Here is a 22,620-nt window from a genome sequence, read left to right as displayed (position 1 = left end):
GTGAACATCTCGCGCTTCTTCATCGAACGACCGATCTTCGCGTCGGTCCTGGCGGTGTTCATCACCCTGATCGGCCTGTTCGCTTATCCGCAGCTGCCGCTCTCGCAATATCCCGAGATCGCGCCGCCGACGATCAGCATCCAGGCCGCCTATCCTGGCGCGTCGTCGGAGACGATGGCCGAGACCGTTGCGGCTCCGCTCGAGCAGGAGATCAACGGCGTCGAGAACATGCTCTACATGTCGTCGTCTTCAACGGGCGGCGCGGCGCAGATCACGGTCACGTTCAAGCCTGGCACCGACCTCGATGCCGCTCAGGTGCTGGTGCAGAACCGCGTCGCCCTCGCCGAGCCGCGGCTTCCGGATCAGGTCCGCCAGGTTGGTGTGACGGTTAGCAAGCAGTCCACCGGCTTCCTGATGATCGTGGCGCTGACTTCGAACGATCCGAACCTCGACGTCGATTATATCGGCAACTACGCCAATACAAACCTGCGCGACCGGCTGCTGCGCCTTGAAGGTGTCGGCGGCGTGCAGGTGTTCGGCGGCGGCAATTACTCGATGCGCGTGTGGATCGATCCGTCCCGCGCCGCTGCCCGCAATCTCACCGCCGGCGAGATCGTCGCGGCCTTGCGTAGCCAGAACGTTCAGGTCGCCGGCGGCGCGCTTGGCCAGCCTCCGTACGGCGGCGGCAACCCTGCTTTCCAGCTGCCGGTCCAGGTCAAGGGCCGGCTCAGCGATCCGGCGCAGTTCGCGGACGTGGTGATCAAGACCGACGCATCGGGTGCGATTACCCGTGTCAGGGATGTCGCCCGGGTCGAACTCGGGAGCCAGGATTACGGCATCCGTGGCTCGTTTACCGGCAAGAGCGGCGTGGCGCTGGCTGTCATTCAGCAGCCGGGCTCCAACGCCCTGAACGCGGCCGAGCTGGTCCTCAACGAAGTCGAGACCGCATCCAAGGATTTCCCGCCGGGCATCGTTTATTCGATTCCCTATAATCCCACCGAATATGTCTCCGCCTCGGTCGAGGCCGTGCAGGAAACCCTGCTCGAAGCGGTGATCCTCGTCATCATCGTCGTCATGGTCTTTCTCCAAACCTGGCGCGCGGCGGTAATCCCGATCCTCGCCATTCCGATCGCGCTAGTAGGCACATTCGCCGTGCAGCTGGCTCTCGGCTACTCGATCAACTCGCTATCGCTCTTCGCCCTCGTGCTCGCGGTCGGCATCGTGGTCGACGACGCGATCGTGGTCGTCGAAGCGGTTGAAAAACACATCCGCGAAGGCTTGAGCCCACGCGAGGCGGCGCACCGCACCATGCAGGAAGTGTCGGGCGCACTGATTGCTATTGGCCTAGTGCTGACCGCCGTGTTCGTGCCGACTGCCTTCGTGTCGGGCATTCCGGGCATTTTCTATCGCCAGTTCGCGGTGACCATCGCCGCGGCCTCGCTGATCTCGCTGGTCGTCTCGCTAACCCTCTCTCCGGCGCTTGCGGCACTGCTGCTCAAGCCGCACGTCGAGACCCATGCCGAGGGCGGGTCACGGCTTACCCGGCCGCTGCGCTTCGCCGCGACCAAGTTCAACGCCGGGTTCGACTGGTTGTCGGACCGCTATGGTCGCCTGACCAGCCAGCTGGTGCGCAAGACCGGGCTGATGCTCGTCATCTACGCCGGCTTCCTGGGGCTGACCGGACTGCAGCTCGCCTCAACGCCGACCGGCTTCATCCCCGAGCAGGACCAGGGCGTGCTGATCGGCGTCGTCCAGTTGCCGCCCGGCGCCTCGCTCGACCGGACCACCGAGGTGCTCAACCGCGCCTACGGCATCGTCCGCAAGCAGGAAGGCGTGGTCGATGCCGCGACCTTTGCCGGCCTCGATGGTGCCAGCTTTTCGCAAGCCTCCAACGCCGGGACCATGTTCATCCGTCTGTCGGACTGGAGCGATCGCGGCGGCAAGGGCCTGTCCGCCAATGACCTGTCCCAGGCGCTGACCGGCGCGCTCGCCGGCCAGATCCAGGAAGCCAACGTCTTCATCATCGCGCCGCCGGCGGTCCCCGGCCTCGGCACGGGCAATGGCTTCACGATGATGATTCAGGACCGCACGGGCGCCGGCTACAAGGCGCTGGAAGGGGCCACCATGGCGATGATGGGCGCCGCCGCGCAGCAGCCCAAGGTGACCCAGGTCTTCTCGACCTTCAACACCGGTTCGCCGCGAGTGGACGCCGATATCGATCGCGACCGCGCCCAGTTGCTCGGCGTGCAACCGTCGCAGATCTACGAGGCCCTTGGGACCTACCTGGGCTCGACCTACGTCAACGACTTCAACCTGCTTGGCCGCACCTTCCGCGTTACCGCGCAGGCCGAACCCACTGCCCGAGACGACCTCGCCGACATCGGCCAGTTGCAGGTCCGCTCGGCAGGCGGCGAGATGGTTCCGCTGGCCTCCGTCGCGACCTTGCGGAACGACAGCGGGCCCGAGCGGGTGGTCCGCTACAACATGTTCCCGGCAGTGGAATTGCAGGGGCAGGCCGCGCCCGGCGTGTCCTCGGGCGACGCGCTGACGACCATGGAGCAACTCGCCGCCACGTCGCTGCCGCAGGGCATGAGTTACGAATGGACCGGTCTTGCCTATCAGGAAAAGTCGGCCGGAAGCAGTTCGACCTTGATCTTCCTCCTTGCCGTGCTGTTCGTGTTCCTGGTGCTGGCCGCACAATATGAAGCGCTGACCCTGCCGCTGGCCGTGATCCTGATCGTTCCGATGTGCATCCTGGCCGCTTTGTTCGGGGTCATGCTGCGGGGCATGGACAACAACATCCTGACCCAGGTCGGGCTGGTGGTGCTGGTCGCGCTTGCCGCCAAGAACGCGATCCTGATCGTTGAGTTCGCCAAGCAGGCCGAGGAAGAGGGTGGCGCCACTCCGCTGGAAGCAGCCGTCACCGCCGCCCGCCAGCGGCTGCGTCCGATCCTGATGACCAGCTTCGCCTTCATCTTCGGCGTGATTCCGCTGGCGATCGCCGTCGGCCCGGGTGCCGAGATGCGCCAGTCGCTGGGCACCGCCGTCAGCTTCGGCATGCTGGGCGTGACGGTGTTCGGCCTGATCTTCACCCCCGTCTTCTACGTCGTCATGCGCGGCCTTCCCGATCGGCTGCGCAAGGTCCGCACGCGGCTCGTCCGTCGCAAGGAAGCCGCACAGCCGCCGCTTGCCGCGGATGGAGCAAACTCATGAAACGCCTTCTCCCCCTCGCGGCCAGCCTGCTGGCCCTCGGCGGCTGCATGACCGTCGGTCCCGACTATCGCTCGCCCGCTCCCCAGGTGCAGGCGCAGGCGCAAAAGCCGTTCGTGAGCACGGCGTCGCCGCTTTTCACCGGCGACGAGCCCCCGGGCCGCTGGTGGAGCCTGTTCAACGATCCCGCGCTGGATGGGTTGGTGCAGCAGGCGCTCACCGCCAACACCGACCTGCGGGTGGCTGCCGCCAACCTTGCCCGCGCCCGCGCCGTCCTGCGCGAAACCCGTTCGAACCGGCTGCCGTCGACTGGCAGGTCGAGCAGCGCCACCTATGCCAACGGACCCGATCCGCTGCCCTCGGACACGACCTTCGATGTCGGGCTCGACGTCGGCTACCAGGTCGATCTCTTCGGTCGCCTGCGCCGCGCCAGCGAGGCCAGCCGGGCCGATGTCGGAGCGGTGCAGGCGGCGTTCGACGTCGCCCGCGTGTCGGTCGCGGCCGAGACCGCGCGGGCCTATGCCGATGCCTGCAGCGCCGGGCGCCAGCTCGACGTCGCTCGCGAGACGGTTCGCCTGCAGGAGCAGACGTTCGACCTCACCCGCCGACTGGTCGCCGGCGGGCGAGGCACCGCGCTCGACACCGGCCAGGCCGGCTCGCTGCTCGAGCAGACCCGTGCCACCGTTCCGACCCTTGAAGCGCAGCGTCAGACGGCCCTGTTCCGGCTGGCCGTCCTGACCGGCCGGCCACCGTCCGAGATCTCACCGCAGGCCGCCGCCTGCAGCACGCCGCCGGCGCTCAGCCGGCCGATCCCGACCGGCAATGGCGCGACGCTGCTCGCCCGTCGCCCCGATGTGCGCCAGGCCGAGCGCGAGCTCGCCGCCGCCACCGCCCGGATCGGCGTCGCCACGGCCGACCTCTACCCCGACATCCGGCTTGGCCTGTCGGTCGGCTCGACCGCCACTTCGGTCGGAGACCTGGCGTCGTCGCGCGGGTTCCGGATCGGGCTAGGGCCGCTGATCAGCTGGACCTTTCCCAACACCCGTGCCGCCCGCGCGCGCATCGCCCAGGCCCAAGCGTTGGCCCAGGCCTCGCTTGCACGGTTCGACGGAACCTGGCTCGGCGCGCTGGAAGAAACCGAAAGTGCGCTGACCCGCTACTCGCGCGAACAGGAGCGCATCGAGGCGCTTCGCCGAGCCCGCGCGAACAGCGCCGAAGCGGCCCGGATCGCCCGCCTCCGCTACCGGGCTGGCCGGGAAGCCTTCCAGATCGTGCTCGAGGCCGAACGCTCGCTCGCCCAGACCGACAGCGCCCTGGCCCAGGCCGAAGCGCAGCTTTCGAACAATCTCGTCAGCCTTTTCCTGGCGCTCGGTGGCGGCTGGCAGGTCTGACTCCCAACGACGGCGTGGCTGCGCGATCGCGGCGGATGCCGGTCGAGCCAGTATGCGCAGCAGCTTTATTCGAGTCCGCAGATCTCGCGGAAGCCGGCGGCCATGAAGCGGGCCATGCGGTCCTTGACCGCGTGAAAGTCGTCGGAGCGGCATAGCCCGCCCGATAATTTGTCGATGCGCCCGGTGCGGGCGAGCGTGAGCATCAGGGCGCCCGTGACGAAGTGATAGCCCCAGAAGATGTCGGCGCGCGGACAGCCGGGCAGCGCGCGCTGCAGGAGATCGATCAGGCGCAGGACGACCGGATCGAAATGCTGATCCATCAGGTCGGCGCCCCATTCGGGGGTGTTGGCGACCTGCGCGCCGAGCTTGGCGTAATTGCGCCAGCCCTCGCCGCCGCTGATATAGGTGTCGAGGTCGGTATCGAGGAAGGCGTGGAGCGCGCCTTCCACCGTGACCCTGTCGCCGGCCGCCGCCTCGTAATCGTCCAGTGCCTTCATCCGGCGGTCGCTGGTGACCACCGCGCGGCGGGCGAAGACCGCGTCGAACAAGGCCTTCTTGTCGCTGAAATAATAGTTGAGCAGCGTGTGGTGGACCCCGACCTGCTTGGCGACGTCCTTCAGCGTAACGCCGTGCAGGCCATGCTTTGAGAACAGATCCTCGGCGGCATCGTAGATGGCCTCCATCGTCTCGGCGCGCTGCTCGGCCTTGCGGGTGCGGCGAACGGGTTTCACTGCCTCGGTCACGCCCCTGTCCTGTGCTGCGCCGCAGCATGCGTCAAGCCGCCTGAGCAGCTGCAAAAGATATTCACACGCGAGTGAGCGTGCATTGACTTAGGCAGTCGGCTGCTGTCCATTATCGCGTGAGGACAGTGGAGGCGTCGGCGGCTTATGACGGTTCGGGCGGAGCAAGTCAGCACAGGCGCGGCACCGGCCCGGCGCCGAAGCCCGAGCGTGATCCTGATCACCCTCACCTTCGTCTACGTGCTGAATTTCCTCGACCGGCAGCTGCTGGCGATCCTGGCCAAGCCGATCCAGGACGAACTGCAGATCAGCGACGGACAATTGGGGCTGCTCGGCGGGCTCTACTTCGCGATGTTCTATTGCTTCATCGCCATTCCGGTCAGCTGGGTGGCGGACCGCACCAACCGGGTCGCGGTGCTGAGCCTTGCCTGCGGGATCTGGAGCGCGGCGACGATCGCCTGCGGGCTGGCACGGACCTATCCGCAGCTGGCGCTGGCGCGGATGACGGTCGGATTCGGTGAAGCCGGCGGGGTGCCGCCTTCCTATGCGCTGATCACCGATACCTACCCGCCGGGCCGCCGCGGCATGGCGTTCGGGATCTACAACCTGGGGCCGCCGATCGGGGCCGCGCTGGGGATCGCGCTGGGCGCGTCGATCGCCGCCGCGTTCAATTGGCGCGATGCGTTCATCGGGATCGGCGTGGTCGGGATCGTCACTGCGCTGGCGCTGCCGTTCCTGGTGCCGGAGCCGGCCAAGGGCGCGACCGATGGCCGGGTCGGCGAGGCGATGGGCCATGCGCCCTTCTGGGGAACGGTAAAGGCCTTTTTCGCCAATCCGGTGCTGAGCCTGGCCGCGTTCGGCAGCGGGGCGACCCAGTTCGTGACCTATGGCCTGGGCAATTTCGCGGTGCTCTTCCTGATGCGCGAAAAGGGCATGACCCTGTCCGAAGTCGCAATCTGGTATGCGCTGGTGATCGTGGTCGGCATGGGCGGCGGGATGCTGGTGTCGGGGCGGATCATCGACAAGGTGACCCGGGCCAGCCGCCGCGGCTTCGCCATCCTGCCCGCCGCTTCGCTGGCTATCGCCATGCCCTTCTACCTGGCCTTCGTGTGGGCGCCGTCGTGGCCGCTCGCGCTTCTGCTGCTGACCGTGGTGATGTTCTTCAATTATTTCTACCTGAGCTGCTCGGTGACGCTGGTGCAGGAGGAAAGCGCGCCCAACCAGCGGGTGCTGGCGGGGGCCCTGCTGCTGCTGGTGATGAACTTTATCGGCCTCGGGCTCGGGCCGACCTGGGTGGGCGCGGCGAGCGACTGGTTCGCGGCGCGCGGGTCCACCAACAGCCTGCAGCTTGCGCTGTACACGCTGACACCCTTCTACGTGATCGCCATCGCCTTGTTCCTGCGCCTCGCACGAACTCTTGGGCGGCAAGAGGAAGCCCGGGCATGAGCAAGCTGCTGTTTTCCCTCGCGATGATCGCCGCGACTCCTGCCGCGGCGCAGGTCGTGAACGCCCCGGCCGGGACCGTGCGCGGCACGACCTCGGGCAGCCTTCGCGTGTTCAAGGGTATTCCCTATGCCAAGCCGCCGGTCGGCGACCTGCGCTGGCGCCCGCCCGCGGCGCTCGAGCGGTGGAGCGGCGAGCGTGCCACGACCGCCTTCGGACCGGCCTGCGTGCAGCCGTCGGGCGGTGCGCCCAACATCTACAATGGCGTCACCTTGCCGATGAGCGAGGATTGCCTGTCGCTCAACATCTGGATCCCGGCCAAGGCCCGCAACGCGCCGGTGATGGTGTGGATTCACGGCGGATCGCTGCTGACCGGAAGCAGCCGCGAGGCGCTGTACGACGGGCAGCGGCTGGCCGAGCGCGGCATCGTGGTAGTCTCGATCAATTATCGCCTCGGCGTGCTCGGGTGGCTCGCCCATCCCGACCTCGGCAAGGAGAATGCGACCGGCCGGTCGGGCAATTACGGGCTGATGGACCAGATCGCGGCCCTGCGCTGGGTGCGGAAAAACATCGCGGCGTTCGGCGGCGATCCGGCCAAGGTGACGATTGCGGGCGAATCCGCGGGCGGCCTCAGCGCGCTCTACCTGATGACCTCGCCGCAGGCGCGCGGACTGTTTCGCGGGGCGATCGCGCAAAGCTCCTACATGATCTCCATGCCCGAGCTGAAGCGCGCGCGCTTCGGGCTTCCGTCGTGGGAGGTCGGCGGTCAGTTGCTCGGCCAGGCGCTAAAGGCCCCATCCATCGCGCAGATGCGCAAACTGGACCCGGCGGCGCTGACCGGCGCGGCGGCCAAGGCGGGCTTCTTCCCGTTCGGCGTGGTCGATGGCGAGGCGCTGCCGCGGCAGATGGTCGACGCCTTCGACCGCGGAGAACAAGCGCGGGTGCCGGTGCTGGCCGGCTTCAACCAGGGCGAAATCCGCTCGTTGCGGATGCTGGCCCCGAGGACCGCCGCCAGTCCGGCCGACTATGAGCGCGAGATCACCACTCGTTACCGCGACCTCGCGCCCGCCTTCCTCCGGCTCTACCCGAGTGCCGACCATGCCGAGAGCACGATCGCCGCGACCCGCGACAGCCTGTACGGCTGGACCTCCGAGCGGCTTGCGCGCAAGCAGACCGCAGTCGGTCAGCGCGCTTATCTCTACCTGTTCGATCATGGCTATCCGGCTGCGGACGAGGCCGGGTTGCATGCCTTCCACGCGTCCGAGCTGCCCTACACCTGGGGCACGTTCGACGGCACTCCGCCGCGCTGGCCCAAGGTGCCGGCGACGGCCGCCGAACGGCGCCTGTCGGACACCATGATCGATTACTGGACCAGCTTCGTGCGGACTGGACAGCCGGCTGCCCGGGGTGCGCCCGCCTGGGCGCCTTATGGTTCAGCGCAGAACTATGTCTGGTTCGCGCAAGGGCCGGTCCCTAGGAGCGACCTGTTCCCGGGCATGTTCGAGTTCAACGAGACGGTGGTGTGCCGCCGGCGCGCGGCGGGGAAGGACGGGTGGAACTGGAACGTCGGATTGCTCGCGCCGGAGATCGCGCCGCCCGTCGCGGGCTGCTGAGCTCAAGCCGCGCTGGCGTAGTCGGCGCGCAGGCGCTGCTTGTCGATTTTGCCGGTGGTGGCGAGCGGCATCGCGGCGACCTCGATCACCCGGTCGGGAATCCACCAGTCGGCGACCCGGCCCTTGAGCAGGGCGAGCAGTTCGGCTGCGTCACCGCCGGCCGAGCGCTCGACCACCATCAGCGGACGCTCGCCCCACTTGGGGTCGCTGCGTCCAATGACGGCGACGTGGCGGATGGACGGATGATCGCCGACGATCGCCTCAATCTCCGCCGGGTTGATCCACTCGCCGCCCGACTTGATCAAATCCTTCGAGCGGCCGCAGATGACCAGGTTGCCGGCCTCGTCGATCAACGCCAGGTCGCCGGTATCGAAAAAACCTTCCTCGTCCAACGCGTCGCGCTCGGCGCCGAGGTAGCAATCGAGGACGCTGGCGCCGCGGACCTTGAGGTGGCCCTGCACCCCGCGCTGCTCGGCCAGCGTCGCGCCATGTTCGTCGGTGAGCTTGAGATCGAGGCCGATGGCGGGACGCCCCGAGGTGCCGGGGGTCGCCGCTTCGCCGGGCGGCGACATGGTCCCGATCGGCGATAGCTCGGTCATGCCCCAGCTGGTCTGCACCCGCGCGCCAAGACCTTGCTCGAGCCGGCGGAGCAGCGCTTCGGGGCAGTTGGAGCCGCCGATCAGAACGCGTTCCAGCTTTGGAAGCGTGGTCCCGCTGCGCTCGAGATGATCGAGCAGCCCCAGCCATACGGTCTGGACGCCGACCGCGACCGTGACCTCTTCCTCGGCCATCAGGCGGGCCAGGCTGGCGCCGTCGAGCTGGCGCCCGGGAAGGACCAGCTTGGCGCCCACCGCAGGGGCGGCGAAGGGCAGGCCCCAGCCGTTGGCGTGGAACATCGGCACCGCGAGCAGCAGGCTGTCGCGGGCGGTCAGGCCTACGACATCGGCGCCGAGCGCGCGCAGCGTGTGGAGGTAGTTGGAGCGGTGCGTGTAGGGGACGCCCTTGGGCGCGCCGGTGGTGCCCGACGTGTAGCAGAGCCCGGCCATCGTCCGCTCGTCGAAGCGGCCCCATGGGTAGGGCGCGCCGGAGCGCTCCAGCAGTTCCTCGACCGAGGAAGGCCCGTCGGTGTCGAGCAGGAGGCGGTCGCGGAGCCCGGGGCAGAGCGCCATCAGTTCGTCGGCCAGCGGGAGGAGATCCTCGGACACGGCCAGCACCATGTCGTCGGCCTCGGTAACCATCGCCGCGAGCTGCGCGGCGGTCAGGCGCGGGTTGAGGGTGTGGCACACCGCGCCCATCCCCATCACCGCGAAGTAGAGCTCGAAATGGTGGCGGCTGTTCCACGCCAGCGAGGCGACCCGGCTGCCTTCGACAACGCCGAGGCCGGCAAGCGCGCCCGACAGGCGGTTGGCCCGCTTGTGCACCTCGGCATAAGTGGTGCGCTCGATCGAGCCGTCGGGGCGAGCGGACACGATTTCGCGCGTGCCGGACCATTTGGCGGCGTGCGCCAGGAAGCGATCTACCGTCAGCGGATAGTCTTGCATGATGCTTGTCCGCAGGAGGATCGGGATGCGCCGGGAGGTGGCGCATCCCGAAGAGTGTAACGCTTAGAAGCCCTTCTGAATCTTCAGGCCATATTGCCGCGGCGACCCCGCGAAATAGAGCCCGCTGTTCAGCGCCGCCGGATAATGCTGATCGGTGAGGTTGGTCGAATAAGCGGTGACCGTCAGGGTCCCGGTGCGCAGCGCGAGCTGGGCGTTGACGATGTTGCGGGCCGGAATGCGATCACCGCGGGTGGGGTCCTGGAACAGGGTCGCCCACTGCTTGCCGATATGCCCGAAGTTGACCCGCGGCGTCAGCACCATATCCCTGCCGAGGGCGAAGTCGTAGCTGGCATTGGCGTTAAAGGTGAAGTTGGGCGCATAGGTCTGATCGTTGCCGCCAAGGTTGCGGCACAGCGGCGTGGCCGGACCGGTCTCGGGCAGGCAGGGTGACAGGCTCAGCGTTCCGCGCTGATCGAGGGCGAAGAAGTCGCCGATCTCGCTTTTCAGCACGTTGGCGCCGAGCCCAAGCGTGAGGGCGCCGAAGCGGGCCTCGATCTCGCCTTCGATACCGGTGATCTTGGTGGTCCCCGGCACGTTCACTTCCAGCCCGAACACCGGCAGCGTCGGGTTGCCGATGATGACCTGGAAGTCCTTGTAGCTGTTGTGGAAGGCCGCGACGGTGGTGCGGACCCGGCGATTGGCGAAATAGCCCTTCCAGCCAAGCTCGTAGGAGGTGACGGTCTCCGGCCCGAACGGCGCCGGGGTCCCGAAGCCGACGGGCACGTTGAGGCCGCCGGGTTTGAAGCCGGTGGCGATGAAGCCGTAGAGATAATGGTCGCGGCTCGCTTCCCAGCCGAGCGACGCCTTGTACGAGAAGTCGTCGGACTTGGTGAGCTGCTCAGCGACCAGCGGAACGCCGAACTGCAGGATGTCAACGTCGTTACGGCTGCGGCTGGCGGTGTAGCGACCGCCGAGCTCGACCTTCAGCTGCGGGGTAAACGCGAAGCCGATCTGCCCGAAGGCGGCGAGCGAGCGGTTGGGATTGATGCCCTGCAGGCGATATTCGCTGGCCGCTCCCGGGGCCGAGCTGTTGTCGCTGACGAACTGGAACGGGGCCTTAAAGTTATACTTGTTCCAGGCGCCGAACGCCCCGATCAGGTAGGTGAAGCGCTCGGTGTCGGGCGAGATCAGAGTCACTTCCTGGCTGAACTGCCGCTCGTCCACGCTGTCGAAGAAGGTCCGGTCGGCGGTGACCGGAGTCAGCGCGGCGGTGCCGTCGAGGTCGGCGCGATACTTGGTGTTGCCCTTGGAGAAGCCGCTGACCGAGCGCAGCTGCATGCCGCCTGCGAATTCGTAATTGATCCGCAGGATGGTGCGATAGAATTTGTCGCGGGCCTCCTGCGGCGAGTTGAGGCTGATGTCGTAGAGGTCGCGATAGGTCGGGTTGGGCGTCGACGATCCGATCGGGAAATTCTTGTAATAATCGCGGAACGGGGTCGCCGGGTAACCGCCCATGTCGAGATAGACGAGGTCGGTCTTGGACAGCACTGTCAGCTGGCTCGACGGCTTCCACAGCAGGCTGAGGCGGCCGGCGAGGTGGCGCTGGTCGCCGTTATTGCCGGTATAGGGCGCACCGCCCGGGCCGGTGATCTTGTAGAAACCGTCGCGGCGCAGGCCGTAGACCGCGGCGCGGGCGGCGAAGGTGTCGCTGACCGGCAGATTGACCGCGCCTTCGAAGCCGGCCTGCGAATAATTGCCGATGTTGCCCGACACATAGCCACGGTTGCCGCCGCCAATGATCGGGTCGTTCGAATTGACGAACACTGCGCCGCCCGTCGCATTCTGGCCGACGATGGTGCCTTGCGGGCCGCGCAGGACCTGGACGTTGGCGACGTCGTAATAGGGTTCGAGCTGGAAGTAGCCGGGGAAGGTCGGTGCGCCGTCGCGATAGGTGATGACGCCGGTCGCGGTCTGGGTGTTGTGCTCGCCCTTACCGATGCCGCGGACGTTGAAGTCAATGCCCTGCCCGAAGTTGTTGACGACGATGCTGGGGGTACCGAACTGCAGTGCGTCGACGTTGCTGATGCCCTTTTCAGCGAGGTCGGTGCCCGACAGGACCGAGCCCGACAGCGGCGTGCGCTGGAGGTTCTCGCTGCGGCGGCGGGCGGTGACGATGATCTCGCCCTGGGTCGGTGCGGGGGCTTCAGCCTGTTCGGTCGAGGCACCGGGATCGGCCGGCGGGGGTGTCTGCGCCGTGGCGGTGCCCGTCCAGGCGATTGCGACCATCGACGCGCCGATCAGGCGATTGCGGATCCCCATGTTTCCCTCCTCCAAGGTGGCGCGAACACGCGCCATGGAGAGGAAGGTGCCGCAACTTGGCACCGCTTGCAATCCTAATTCTCTTACGAGTGAATGTCCGGAGCGAGATGCGTTTGGTTAGCGCCCGAACAGCTTGTCCAACTCACCAGTGACCAGCGGATGGTAGATCGGGCGGGCGACCGGGTAGGCGCGCCGAGCGATCGGGCGGCCCCAGCTCGCGTCCTTATTGAGTGCGAGGTAGAGGGGACGGACGAACTTGCGGCGACCCTGGGTGGCGAGGAACGCTTCGAGCGAGGGAATCGCCGGGTCGTAGCGATTGGCGACCGCGAGGCTGAGCCAGGCGTATTTGACCTCCATGTTGCCGACGCGGTCGAGGCCGAAGGCGCGGTCGAGGGCGTCGAGCCGGGCGCGGCTCTGCTCGCGCGGCAGGCGGTTGAGGAAGCGCAGGCGCTCGTCGGTGGTCCAGCGCGCCCAGGCCGCGGTGGGCAGGGTGCCGGCGGCATGCGCCCTCACCGCCGCATCGACCTCGGCAAAGGCCTGAGCGTTGGCCGGCACCGCGTTGGTGGGCAGGCCGGGTTGGTAGACCCAGCGGTCGAGCTGCAGCTTCTGCTCCAGCGCGGCGTCGCCGCGGACCAGGTCGCGGCGGACGGCGGCGAGGAATTGCGCGCTGGTCACCGGCTGGAAGGCATGGTCGTCGAACCATTTGCGCAGGAACGGGTCGAAGCGCTCACGCCCGACATTGGCTTCGATCATGCGCAGGAAGGCGGCGCCCTTTTCGTAAGCGATGTCGGTCAGCCCGTCGTCGGGGCTGCGGCCGCGCAAATCGATCGCCAGCCTTGTGTCGGCCGTCGGCAAATTCTTGAGCTCGCCGTCGAGACTGTCGATCCCGAGCGCGATCTGCTGGTCGGCGACACGCTTGCCGTAGACCGCCTCGACGATCCGCGACGTAGCGTAGGTAGTGGTCCCCTCGTTGAGCCAGAAGTCGGCCCAGGTCGCATTCGTGGCGAGGTTGCCCGACCAGCTGTGTGCCAGTTCGTGAGCGATCAGGCTGACCAGGCTCTTGTCCCCGGCGATGAATGTCGGGGTGAGGAAGGTGAGGGTCGGATTCTCCATGCCGCCGAACGGGAACGAGGGCGGCAGGACGATCATGTCGTAGCGGCCCCAACGATAGGGGCCGAACAGCCGCTCGGCGGTTTCGACCATCTTCTCGGTGTCTTCGAGCTCGCGCGCCGCGGCGGGTAGGGTTGCGGGCTCGGCCCACACCCCGGTGCGGCTGCCGAGCGGCTGGAACTTGAGGTCGCCGACCGCGATCGCGATCAGATAGGGCGCGACCGGCTTGTCCATGTGGAAGCGGTAGGTCCGCGTACCACCGGTGCCGACGGTGACCTCATCGGAGCGAAGGCCGCTCATCACCGCGGTCAGCGCGACCGGGACGGTGACCTTGGCCGACCAGGTCTGGCGGATACCGGGGCTGTCCTGGGTCGGAATCCAGCTGCGGTTGAGAATCGCCTGGCCCTGGCTGAACAGGAACGGCTGGCGCTTGCCGGCGGTCTGCTCGGGGGTCAGCCATTGCAGCGCCTCGGCGTCGCGGGCCGAGTAGGCAATGCGGATCTTGCGGGTGCCGGCGCCGAGCTGGATCGTCAGCGGACGGCCGAGCGCCGCCTGTTCTGCGCCATAAGCGAAGGCGAGCGGGGCGCCGGTGGCGGCGTCGGTGACCGCGCTGACCTGATAGCCATCGCTGTCGAGGACGATCTCGCGCGCGGTCGGCTGGCGGTCGATGTCGAGGGTGGCCGTGCCGGTCACCGCCTTGGCTGCGAAGTCGAAGGCGAGGTCGAGGTCGACATGGATCACTCGCGCTTCGAGCGGGCGGGCGAAGCTGTGCGGGTCGGCGGCGTCGGCGGTAGCCAGGACCGGCGAAGTCGCGGGCGCCGTTGCGGTGCCTCCAGCAACCGTCTGGCAGGCCGAGAGGGTCAAGGCAGAAGCGAGGAGAAGGGCGATGCGGGTCATGGCAATTCCTTTTGTTGCCCGCGCTGTAACTGCCGCTGAACAGCCCGGGAAGCACCCGGGTGGCATTCCGACACGCTGGTCTGCTCGCAATGGCGGCCGTGCACGGCTATATGTCGCAGCCATGGCCACCGACAGCGCCCTCCTGACCGAACAGCCGCGCCGCAAGGCGCGGGCGCTAACGCCGCGGTCGGGGCCGATCGCGCGGACGGTCGGGCTCGATGCGCCCTTCTTCGCCGACAAGAACCGCGCCTTCTGGGTTCTCCAGTCGGCGGGCTGGGTCGGCTATTTCATGCTTCGGACGCTGTCGGGCATCGCCAATGCGGTGCCGGCGATGTTCGTGGTGCACACCCTGCTGCTGACCGCCACCGGCTATTCGCTGACCCTACTGCTGGCGAGCCTGTACCGCCGCCTCATCACCATGCGGGCGATCTACACGGTGATCCTCAGCCTCGCCGCGGTCGGGCTGGCGTCGGGCTGCTTCTCGGTGATCGAGACGTGGAGCCATGCGACCTTTGTCAGGCCCGGGGCCAATCCGGTCGGGGTCCAGCTACTGGGGCCGATCCTCCTCAATTTCGCGCTGCTGGCGGCGTGGTCGGCGCTCTACTACGGGATCAACTATTATCTGCTGCTGGAAGAGGAGATCGACCAGCGCACCCGGCTGGAAAGCCAAGCGTCGAGCGCGCAGCTGGCGATGCTGCGCTACCAGCTCAATCCGCATTTCCTGTTCAATACGCTCAACAGCATCTCGACCCTGGTGCTCTTGAAGCAGACCGAGCGGGCCAATGCGATGCTGGCGCGGTTGAGCAGCTTCCTGCGCTACACGCTGGCGAATGAGCCGACCGCCCAAGTGACGCTGGCGCAGGAGGTGGAGACGCTGAAACTGTACCTCGAGATCGAGAAGATGCGGTTCGAGGATCGGCTTCGCCCGCACTTCCGGATCGAGGCGCAGACCATCGGGGTGCGGCTGCCGAGCCTGCTGCTGCAGCCGCTGGTCGAGAATGCGATCAAATATGCGGTTACCCCGAGCGAGACCGGGGCCGACATCTGGGTCACCGCCATCCCCGAGGGGGACAATGTGCGGATCGAAGTGGCGGATAATGGCGCCGGGGGACAGGATGCGCTGGTCGCCACCCAGTCGACCGGCGTCGGTCTGGCGAACACCCGGGACCGTCTGGCGCAAGCCTATGGCGAGCGACACCGTTTCGCGACACGCAAGAACGAACAAGGGGGATTTAGCGTTATCGTCGAGATTCCGCTCGATGCACGGCCGCTCGGGCTCTGACCGGCCGCCCATTCAAGAAGGACCTGCATGACCATTCGCACCATCCTCGTCGACGATGAGCCGCTGGCCACCCAGGGGCTGATGCTTCGGCTCCAGGCGCATGACGACGTCGAGGTGATCGGCACCGCCAGCAACGGCCGCGAGGCGATCCGGGCGATCAAGACCCACAAGCCCGACCTCGTCTTCCTCGACATCCAGATGCCGGGGTTCGACGGATTTTCGGTAATCCAGGGCTTGATGGACGTCGATCCGCCGCTGTTCGTGTTCGTAACCGCTTATTCGGAGCATGCCCTGCGTGCGTTCGAGGTCCAGGCGGTGGATTATCTCGAAAAGCCGGTGCTTGAGGACCGTCTGGCGACAACCATGGAACGGGTCCGCCAGCGGATGGCAGAACGCGGCGCGCAGCAGCATGCCGAGCGGCTGGCCGAGGCGCTGGCCGAGCATGCCCCCGAAGCGGCGGAGGAACTGGGCGAGAATGCTCCGGCCGCGGCGCCCGAATCCGGCCGGTTCGAGAAGATGATCAACATCAAGGACCAGGGGCAGATCTTCCGGGTCGATGTCGACACGATCGAGCGGATCGATGCCGCCGGCGACTATATGTGCATCCAGACCGGCGACAATACGCTGATCCTGCGCGAGACGATGAAGGATCTGGAGAAGCGCCTCGACCCGCGCCGGTTCCAGCGGGTCCACCGGTCGACCATCGTCAACCTTGACCTCGTCCGGCAGGTCAAGCCGCACACCAACGGCGAATGCTTCCTGGTCCTGAATTCGGGCGCGCAGGTGAAGGTCAGCCGCAGTTATCGCGACGTGGTGGCGCGGTTCGTCCACTAGGCGGGACGGTGGTGGTTGCCGCCGGACCCATGTGCGGTAGATTGCGGCCATGGCGAACAAGGGCGGGGATGTGCTGACCGACGCGCTTGGAGGGTTCGACTTCAAGCGGATCCTCGGCATTGCCGATGCCCTGCCGATGCCCCTGTCGCTGATCGATAGCCACGAGCGCTACCTGTTCTGCAACCAAGCGCTGGCCGACTTCCTCGAGCGGCCGCGGACCGAGATACTGGGGCGGCCGATCGGTGAGGTGATCGGCAAGGCGGCCTATGACATCCGCAAGCCGCTGATCGCTGCCGCGCTTCAGGGAGAGCGGCAATGGTTCGCCGCCGAATATGATCATCCGAGCCGCGGCACGGTCGCGATCCAGACGCAGTATCTGCCGCAGCGCGAGGCCGACGGCTCGATTTCGGGAATCGTGATCCTGGTGACCGACGTGACCGAGCAACGGGTCGCCGAGCGGGCCTTGCGGGAATCCGAAGCGCGGTTCCGGCGGATCGCCAACAGTGCGCCGGTGATCATGTGGGTGACCCGGCTCGACCGCCACCGCGAGTTCGTCAACGACGAGTATCTGAGCTTTACCGGCGTGGCCCGCGACCAGGTCAATGCGCACGAATGGCGCGACTTCATCCATCCCGACGATTTCGAGCGGGTGGTGGTTGAAAGCATGGCCGGCGAAGCGTCGCGGCGGCCGTTCAGCCTGGAAGCGCGCTACAAACGGGCGGACGGGGCCTATCGCTGGCTGCGCTCGGTCTCCTCGCCCAGGTTCGGGCCCGACGGCGAGCTGATCGGCTTCATCGGTGCGGCGTTCGACGTCACGGTGGCCAAGGAAGCCGAGAGCGAGCTGAGGCAGCAGGTCGACGAGCGCACGGCCGAGGTCCGCAAAAGCGAGGTCCGGCTCCGCGCCATCTTCGACAGCGTGCGCGAAGTGGTGGTGCTGCTTGAGCCCGACGGCACTGTCATCCAGCTCAACCGCACGGAGGCGAGCTGGCGCGACAAGCGCGCGGACGAGGCGATCGGCAAGAAATTGTGGGAAGCGCCGACCCTTTCCGCCTACCCCGAGCATAAGGAGGCCGTCAGCGGCGCCATCGCCCTGGCGGCGACCGGCGTACCCGTCACTCGCGACATCATCCTCGAGCGGGCGGGCTCGCCGACGGCTTATCTCGACGTGTCCTTCCGCCCGGTCGCCGGGCAGGACGGGGCGGTCCTGTACATCCTGTTCGAGGCGCGCGACGTCACCGAACTTAAGGCCGCGCAAGAGCAGCTTCGGCAAAGCCAGAAGATGGAAGCGCTGGGCCAGCTGACCGGCGGCATCGCGCACGATTTCAATAATCTGCTGACCGTGGTGGTCGGCGGGCTAGACCTGATCGTCCGCCGGGCCGAGGATCCCAAGCTGGGCCGCTACGCGAGGAATGCGCTCGAAGCGGCCGAGCGCGGGGCGCGGCTGACCGCGCAGTTGCTGGCCTTCAGCCGGGTCCAGCGGCTGGAGGTCAGGCCGACCCTGGTGGCGCCGCTGATCTCCAACATGCGGCCGCTACTGCGCAACGTGCTGGGTCCGGGGGTCGAGAAGAGGATCGAGCTTGACGAGGCGGCGATCCCGGTGCTGGCCGATCCGACCCAGCTCGAGCTGGCGGTGCTCAACCTGGCGATCAACGCCCGCGACGCGATGCCCGAGGGCGGGCTGCTGACCATCACCACCGCGCCGGTCACGGTCAGCGACGATCCCGAGCTGGAGCCGGGGGACTATATCGAGCTGAGCATCGGCGACACCGGATCGGGCATGCCCGAGGAGGTGGTCGCCCGCGCGTTCGAGCCTTTCTTCACGACAAAGGAAGTGGGCAAGGGCACCGGGCTTGGCCTGTCGATGGTCTATGGAGTCGCGCGCCAATCGGGCGGCACCGCGCGGATCGACAGCCGGCCAGGCGAGGGCACCACCGTCCGGCTTTATTTCCGCCATGCCGAGGGCTCGCAGGCGAAGCTGGAAGAGGAGGCGGTTGCAGAGGAGCGCGACAGCCGGGCCGTCGAGCCGGCGGCGCGGGTGCTGGTGGTCGATGACGATCCTGACGTCCGCGGCTTCGTCGTCGCCAGCCTCGAGGACCTCGGCTACCAGGTCGCCGAAGCGGCCGACGGCGCGGCGGCGCTGAGCGAATATCGCCGCGAGACCCCCGACCTAGTGGTGCTCGACTATCTCATGCCGGGAATGTCGGGGGCGGAGGTCGCCCGCGAGATCCGCCAGGACGCGCCCGAGCAGCGGATCCTGTTCGTGTCGGGCTACAGCGAGACCGACGCGATCCGCGCCGCCGCGCCGGGCGCCGCCCTGCTGGCCAAGCCGTTCCGGACCGAGGCGCTGGCCGCCTGCGTCCGCAAGGTACTGAGCGGACCCTGAGGTTTCTCGTACCGATCAGCGCGCCTTGATCAGCGCCGCGCCTGCTTGACCCCAGGCCGGTTGAGAAGCGGTCGAGCGGGATCAGTGACAAGCGCGAAGAGAATTGTCCTGAAGACGTTCGAAGCCGGCTTGTTCATGACGGTCGGAGCTCCCCAAGCAGCCCGCTTGGCCGCCGACAGCAGCTTAGGATGGTCGTGCGACAGGTCGGTTGCAGCTTTCGAGCGGTTCCGTGGCAGCCCATTGTCGCTTCCGTGACGGCGGCACGGATGACCGCGCGTGTCAGCTGGCGAGCTTGCGGGCGTCGAGGCCCATGACCAGCTGGTTGGCGCGGTCATAGGACAGCGGCTTGCCGAACAGATAACCTTGGATTGTATCGCAGCCGAGTTCGCGCATTCGCTCGAAATCCTCGGCGGTCTCGACGCCCTCGGCGGTGACCGACATGCGGAAATCCTTGGCGAGCTGGACGATCGACTTGATGATCGCGACATTGCCCGGGCGGGTGCCGGCATCGCGCACGAAGCTGCCGTCGATCTTCAGCTTGTGGAACACAGCCTTGTTCAGATAGCCGATCGAGGAGTAGCCGGTCCCGAAGTCGTCGAGCGCGATCCCGACGCCCAGCGCGCGCAGGCGGCCGAGGATGTCGAGGCTGCGGCTGGAGCTGTCGAGGAACACGCCTTCGGTGACTTCCAGCTCGATCCGGTTGCCAGGCAACTTGTGGCGGGCGAGCGCCTGGCTGACCACGTTGGGCAGGTTGGGCAGGATGATCTGCTTGGGGCTGACGTTGAGCGCGACGGTTATCGGCGCAGGCCAGGTCGCGGCGGCGCGGCAGGCTTCCTCGATGATCAGTTCGCCGAGCGGGCCCATCAGCCCGCATTCCTCGGCCACCGGGATGAACACGTTGGGCGGCACGAAGCCGCGGCGCGGGTGGTTCCAGCGGACCAGCGCCTCGAACCCGACCAGCTTCTGGTTCTTGGCACTGACCAGCGGCTGGAAGGCGAGATAGAATTGCCGCAGCTCGAGCGCGGCGCGCAGGTCGGCCTCGAGCCGGACGCGGTCTTCCTGCTCGCTCTGCAATTCCGAGCTGAAGTAGCGGACCACGCCGCGGCCGGCGTCCTTGGCTTGGTACAGCGCCAGGTCGGCCTTGAGGATGAGGTCGTCGACCGTGGCGCCGTCAATCGGGCCGAAGGCGCAGCCGACCGAGACTCCGATGCGAATCTCGGTGCCGTCGATCGAATAAGGCTCGGCGATCGCGACGATGATCCGGTCGGCGAGCTGCTCGACCTTGCGGCGGCTCTGACCGTCGGGAATGACGATCGCGAATTCGTCGCCGCCGAGGCGCCCGACATGGCCATCGGCCGCGACTTCGTCGCACAGCCGCTTGGCGACGGCCTGCAGCACTGCGTCGCCCTTGGGATGGCCGAAGGTATCGTTGACCGGCTTGAAGCCGTCGAGGTCGAGGAACATGATCGCGCAGGGGACGTTGCCGGCGGTCGCGCCGCGCAGCGCGTCTCCGAGCAGCTGGCGGACCCGGCCGCGGTTGGGCAGGCCCGACAGCACGTCGACATTGGCGAGATGGGTCAGCCGCTCCTGCGTGTGGCGGACGTCGGTGATGTCGAGCCCGACCCCGCGGAAGCCTTCGAACCGACCGGCGGTGTCGATGATCGGGTCGCCCGACAGCGAGATCCAGCGGTTGCCGCGGTTGGTGCGCAGCTCCATCTCGAGGTTGGTGAAAGTCTGCTTGTCGAGCAGGATCTGGCCGAGGTCGGAGTGCCCGCCGAGCAGCGAGGGCATTGAATGGCCGAGAATCTGGGCCGAGGGCTTGCCGATCAGCGAGCCCATCCGGCTGGAGATGTAGGTGACGCGATTTTCGGCATCGACCTGCCATAGCCAGCCCACGCCGCGCTGCTCATATTCACCGAGCAGGAGCGACGCGCTTTCCGACTGCGAGCCCATGTCGGCACTGGTCTTGAGCTGGTCCGCCGCCCACCGCGCGACGATCAGGATCCCGGCGCTCGACACGCCGGGCACAAGCAGCAGGGCAATCACCTGCTGGAGGGCGATGGTCGAATGCATGAAGATCAGCGACACGCACAGCCCGAGCGTGAACGCGCCGACCCAGGCGACCGCGCAGGCGAACACCACGACCAGCCCAAGGCCGGCAACGCCGACCCCCGCGAGCAGCGTCCCGGTAATGATCTGCCCGCTGCTGGACAGGGTCGGGAAGAGGTAGAGCGGAAGGCTGAGCCACAGGGCGGCGCGGATCGCGACATCGCCGATCATCATTCCCAGCGGGACCGACTGGCCGGCGCGGCCGACGCAGGTCACCGCCTGGCTCTGGCTCCAGCGCATCGCAAGGTAGTTGACCGCCGCGACGAGGCCGGCCCAGCCGAGCAGCAGAACGGGCGACGTCGAGCCCCACAAAGCGGCGACGAACAGGCAGGCGGCGGCGATGTTGGTGAGGGCGAAGAAGGGGGCAAGCTGGCCGCGGGCGATCAGCTGCACATCCTTCAGCGGGGAGGCCGCGGAACCGCTCTCGCGGGAAAATCCGGCCGATTCGCCGTCGGGAAGCCGAGCGGCGATCATACGCTTGTAACGGTCGGGGGCTTCGTACATCGGCTCGTCAAGACTCCTGGACGAACCGGAGTTAGGACTTCTGGGTTGAGACGGAGTTAAGAAAGCCGGGGCAGGAACCGGTCGGGATCGAGCCGCGGACTGCCCGCCGCGGCGCGTTCGGCAGCGCGAATCGCCTCCGCGATGGCACGATTAACCGGCGCGGGAAGGCCGAGCGCGGCCGCCCGCGCGACCACGGCGCCCTGCAATTCGTCGATTTCTGTCATCCGCCCGCGCTGCAGGTCTTCCCACATTGAGGAGCGGGCGGCCGCATCGATCTTCACGCCGCGGCTGGCGGCGAGGCGGAACAGGAAATCGGGCAGGCGCAGCAGGCGGGGGAAGCGGGTCACCGGGATCTTGCCGAGGCTCCACGGGGTGATTCGCTCGGCGCGCAGCACGGCCAGCGCCTCGTCCTGCGCGGAGGCCAGGATGAGGCGCCAGCGGCGGTCGCCGAGCTGTTCGCGCAAGGTCAGGCCGGACAGCGCGTTCAGCGCATTGTTGAGGTTGTAGACGAGCTTGCCGGCGAGGACGGCGGTCATGTTGTCGTGGGCGAGGATGTCGAGATGCGGAGCGATCAGGGGCGGTGCGCCGGCCGCGATCACCAGCGGGCCGGAGGTGCCGCGATGAAACCGGCCCCCGCCCTGATGCAGCACGTTGAAGCTGACCATCCCGGCGTGGACCTGGCGGCCGGGCAGCGTTGATCGCAGCAGATCGGCATTGCCGAGACCGTTCTGGAGGCTGGTCACCTCGGCGCCGGCTGGCGCGTGGGCGGCGATCAGGGCGGCCATTTCCGAAGTGGCGCCGCTCTTCACCGTGACCAGGACGACGCCGGCGTCGCTGAGCGCAACCGCGGGATCGGTCTCGACCCCGATCCGGCCGGGTTCCAGCCGCTCGCTCCACCCTTCGAAACTGGTGAGGTTAAGGCCGTCGGCGGCAAGCTCCGCGGCGATTCGCGGGCGGGCGAGGAGCACCACGTCGGCGCCGCCGAGTGCGAGCAGGCCGCCGATGAAGCAGCCGATGCTGCCGGCCCCCGCGATGACGATCTTTTCGGCCACGAGCCGAGTGGTGCCCCCTCCCACCCAGGTTGACAAGGCGGACGCCCTGCCGGAAAGACGGGGCATGACCCCGACCTGGCAGCGCTGGCAAGACATCCAGACGGCGGCGCGATGGCGCTGGCGGTAGGCCACCTGCACCTTCCACCAGCTTGACCAAACCAGATGCGACCCGCCCTCACCCGGCGGGTTTTT

At 67.5% G+C, this 22,620-nt stretch carries 13 protein-coding genes; 7 read left to right on the top strand and 6 right to left on the bottom strand.

What is annotated here, in order from left to right; translation table 11 throughout:
* Together M1K48_RS08960 and M1K48_RS08955 are read left to right on the top strand one after the other, a co-directional pair.
* Positions 1 to 3,213, top strand: a complete 3,213-nt coding sequence (locus tag M1K48_RS08960; RefSeq protein ID WP_249454603.1) for an efflux RND transporter permease subunit — start codon at positions 1 to 3, stop codon at positions 3,211 to 3,213.
* Positions 3,210 to 4,601 (top strand): efflux transporter outer membrane subunit, encoded by a 1,392-nt coding sequence (locus tag M1K48_RS08955; protein WP_249454602.1) that lies wholly within the window; start codon positions 3,210 to 3,212, stop codon positions 4,599 to 4,601. The genes M1K48_RS08960 and M1K48_RS08955 overlap by 4 nt, the downstream gene beginning before the upstream one ends.
* Positions 4,602 to 4,666: 65 nt before the next feature.
* Here M1K48_RS08955 and M1K48_RS08950 read toward each other — a convergent pair whose 3' ends face one another.
* On the bottom strand, positions 4,667 to 5,344 hold the full coding sequence (locus M1K48_RS08950) for a TetR/AcrR family transcriptional regulator (protein WP_249454600.1): 678 nt from the start codon (positions 5,342 to 5,344) through the stop codon (positions 4,667 to 4,669).
* A 207-nt stretch (positions 5,345 to 5,551) separates the two neighbouring features.
* Here M1K48_RS08950 and M1K48_RS08945 point away from each other — a divergent pair, with 207 nt between their 5' ends.
* Positions 5,552 to 6,787, top strand: a complete 1,236-nt coding sequence (locus M1K48_RS08945; protein ID WP_249454598.1) for a spinster family MFS transporter — start codon at positions 5,552 to 5,554, stop codon at positions 6,785 to 6,787.
* On the top strand, positions 6,784 to 8,397 hold the full coding sequence (locus M1K48_RS08940) for a carboxylesterase/lipase family protein (protein WP_249454596.1): 1,614 nt from the start codon (positions 6,784 to 6,786) through the stop codon (positions 8,395 to 8,397). Before M1K48_RS08945 ends, M1K48_RS08940 begins: the two co-directional genes overlap by 4 nt.
* A gap of 2 nt (positions 8,398 to 8,399) precedes the next feature.
* Here the strand turns inward: M1K48_RS08940 and M1K48_RS08935 are convergent, their stop codons facing one another.
* The 3 genes from M1K48_RS08935 to M1K48_RS08925 all read right to left on the bottom strand — a co-directional run bounded on the left by M1K48_RS08935 (position 8,400) and on the right by M1K48_RS08925 (position 14,264).
* Positions 8,400 to 9,938 (bottom strand): AMP-binding protein, encoded by a 1,539-nt coding sequence (locus M1K48_RS08935; RefSeq protein WP_249454593.1) that lies wholly within the window; start codon positions 9,936 to 9,938, stop codon positions 8,400 to 8,402.
* 63 nt (positions 9,939 to 10,001) lie between these two features.
* Positions 10,002 to 12,257 carry a TonB-dependent receptor gene (locus M1K48_RS08930; RefSeq protein ID WP_249454591.1) on the bottom strand — a complete coding sequence of 752 codons (2,256 nt, stop codon included), beginning with the start codon at positions 12,255 to 12,257 and terminating at the stop codon, positions 10,002 to 10,004.
* 117 nt (positions 12,258 to 12,374) lie between these two features.
* Positions 12,375 to 14,264: a M1 family metallopeptidase gene (locus M1K48_RS08925; protein ID WP_249454589.1), complete on the bottom strand. Its 1,890-nt coding sequence runs from the start codon at positions 14,262 to 14,264 to the stop codon at positions 12,375 to 12,377.
* Positions 14,265 to 14,385: 121 nt separating this feature from the next.
* Here M1K48_RS08925 and M1K48_RS08920 point away from each other — a divergent pair, with 121 nt between their 5' ends.
* From M1K48_RS08920 to M1K48_RS08910, 3 genes are read left to right on the top strand one after another with little or no spacing between them, the layout of a single operon-like run.
* Positions 14,386 to 15,546, top strand: a complete 1,161-nt coding sequence (locus tag M1K48_RS08920) for a sensor histidine kinase (protein WP_249454588.1) — start codon at positions 14,386 to 14,388, stop codon at positions 15,544 to 15,546.
* Positions 15,547 to 15,573: 27 nt separating this feature from the next.
* Positions 15,574 to 16,380, top strand: a complete 807-nt coding sequence (locus M1K48_RS08915; RefSeq protein ID WP_249454586.1) for a LytR/AlgR family response regulator transcription factor — start codon at positions 15,574 to 15,576, stop codon at positions 16,378 to 16,380.
* Between the two features lie 49 nt (positions 16,381 to 16,429).
* Positions 16,430 to 18,763 (top strand): PAS domain-containing protein, encoded by a 2,334-nt coding sequence (locus tag M1K48_RS08910; protein ID WP_249454584.1) that lies wholly within the window; start codon positions 16,430 to 16,432, stop codon positions 18,761 to 18,763.
* Positions 18,764 to 19,042: 279 nt separating this feature from the next.
* Here the strand turns inward: M1K48_RS08910 and M1K48_RS08905 are convergent, their stop codons facing one another.
* Positions 19,043 to 21,376, bottom strand: coding sequence for a putative bifunctional diguanylate cyclase/phosphodiesterase (locus M1K48_RS08905; protein ID WP_249454582.1), 2,334 nt, complete (start codon positions 21,374 to 21,376; stop codon positions 19,043 to 19,045).
* 56 nt (positions 21,377 to 21,432) lie between these two features.
* Positions 21,433 to 22,428, bottom strand: a complete 996-nt coding sequence (locus M1K48_RS08900; RefSeq protein ID WP_249454580.1) for a 2-dehydropantoate 2-reductase — start codon at positions 22,426 to 22,428, stop codon at positions 21,433 to 21,435.
* Between the last annotated feature and the right edge of the window lie 192 nt (positions 22,429 to 22,620).

Origin of the sequence: Sphingomonas glaciei (assembly GCF_023380025.1) — a bacterium.
GTDB classification, from domain to species: domain Bacteria; phylum Pseudomonadota; class Alphaproteobacteria; order Sphingomonadales; family Sphingomonadaceae; genus Sphingomicrobium; species Sphingomicrobium glaciei.
This window is presented reverse-complemented; position numbering and strand designations above follow the sequence as displayed.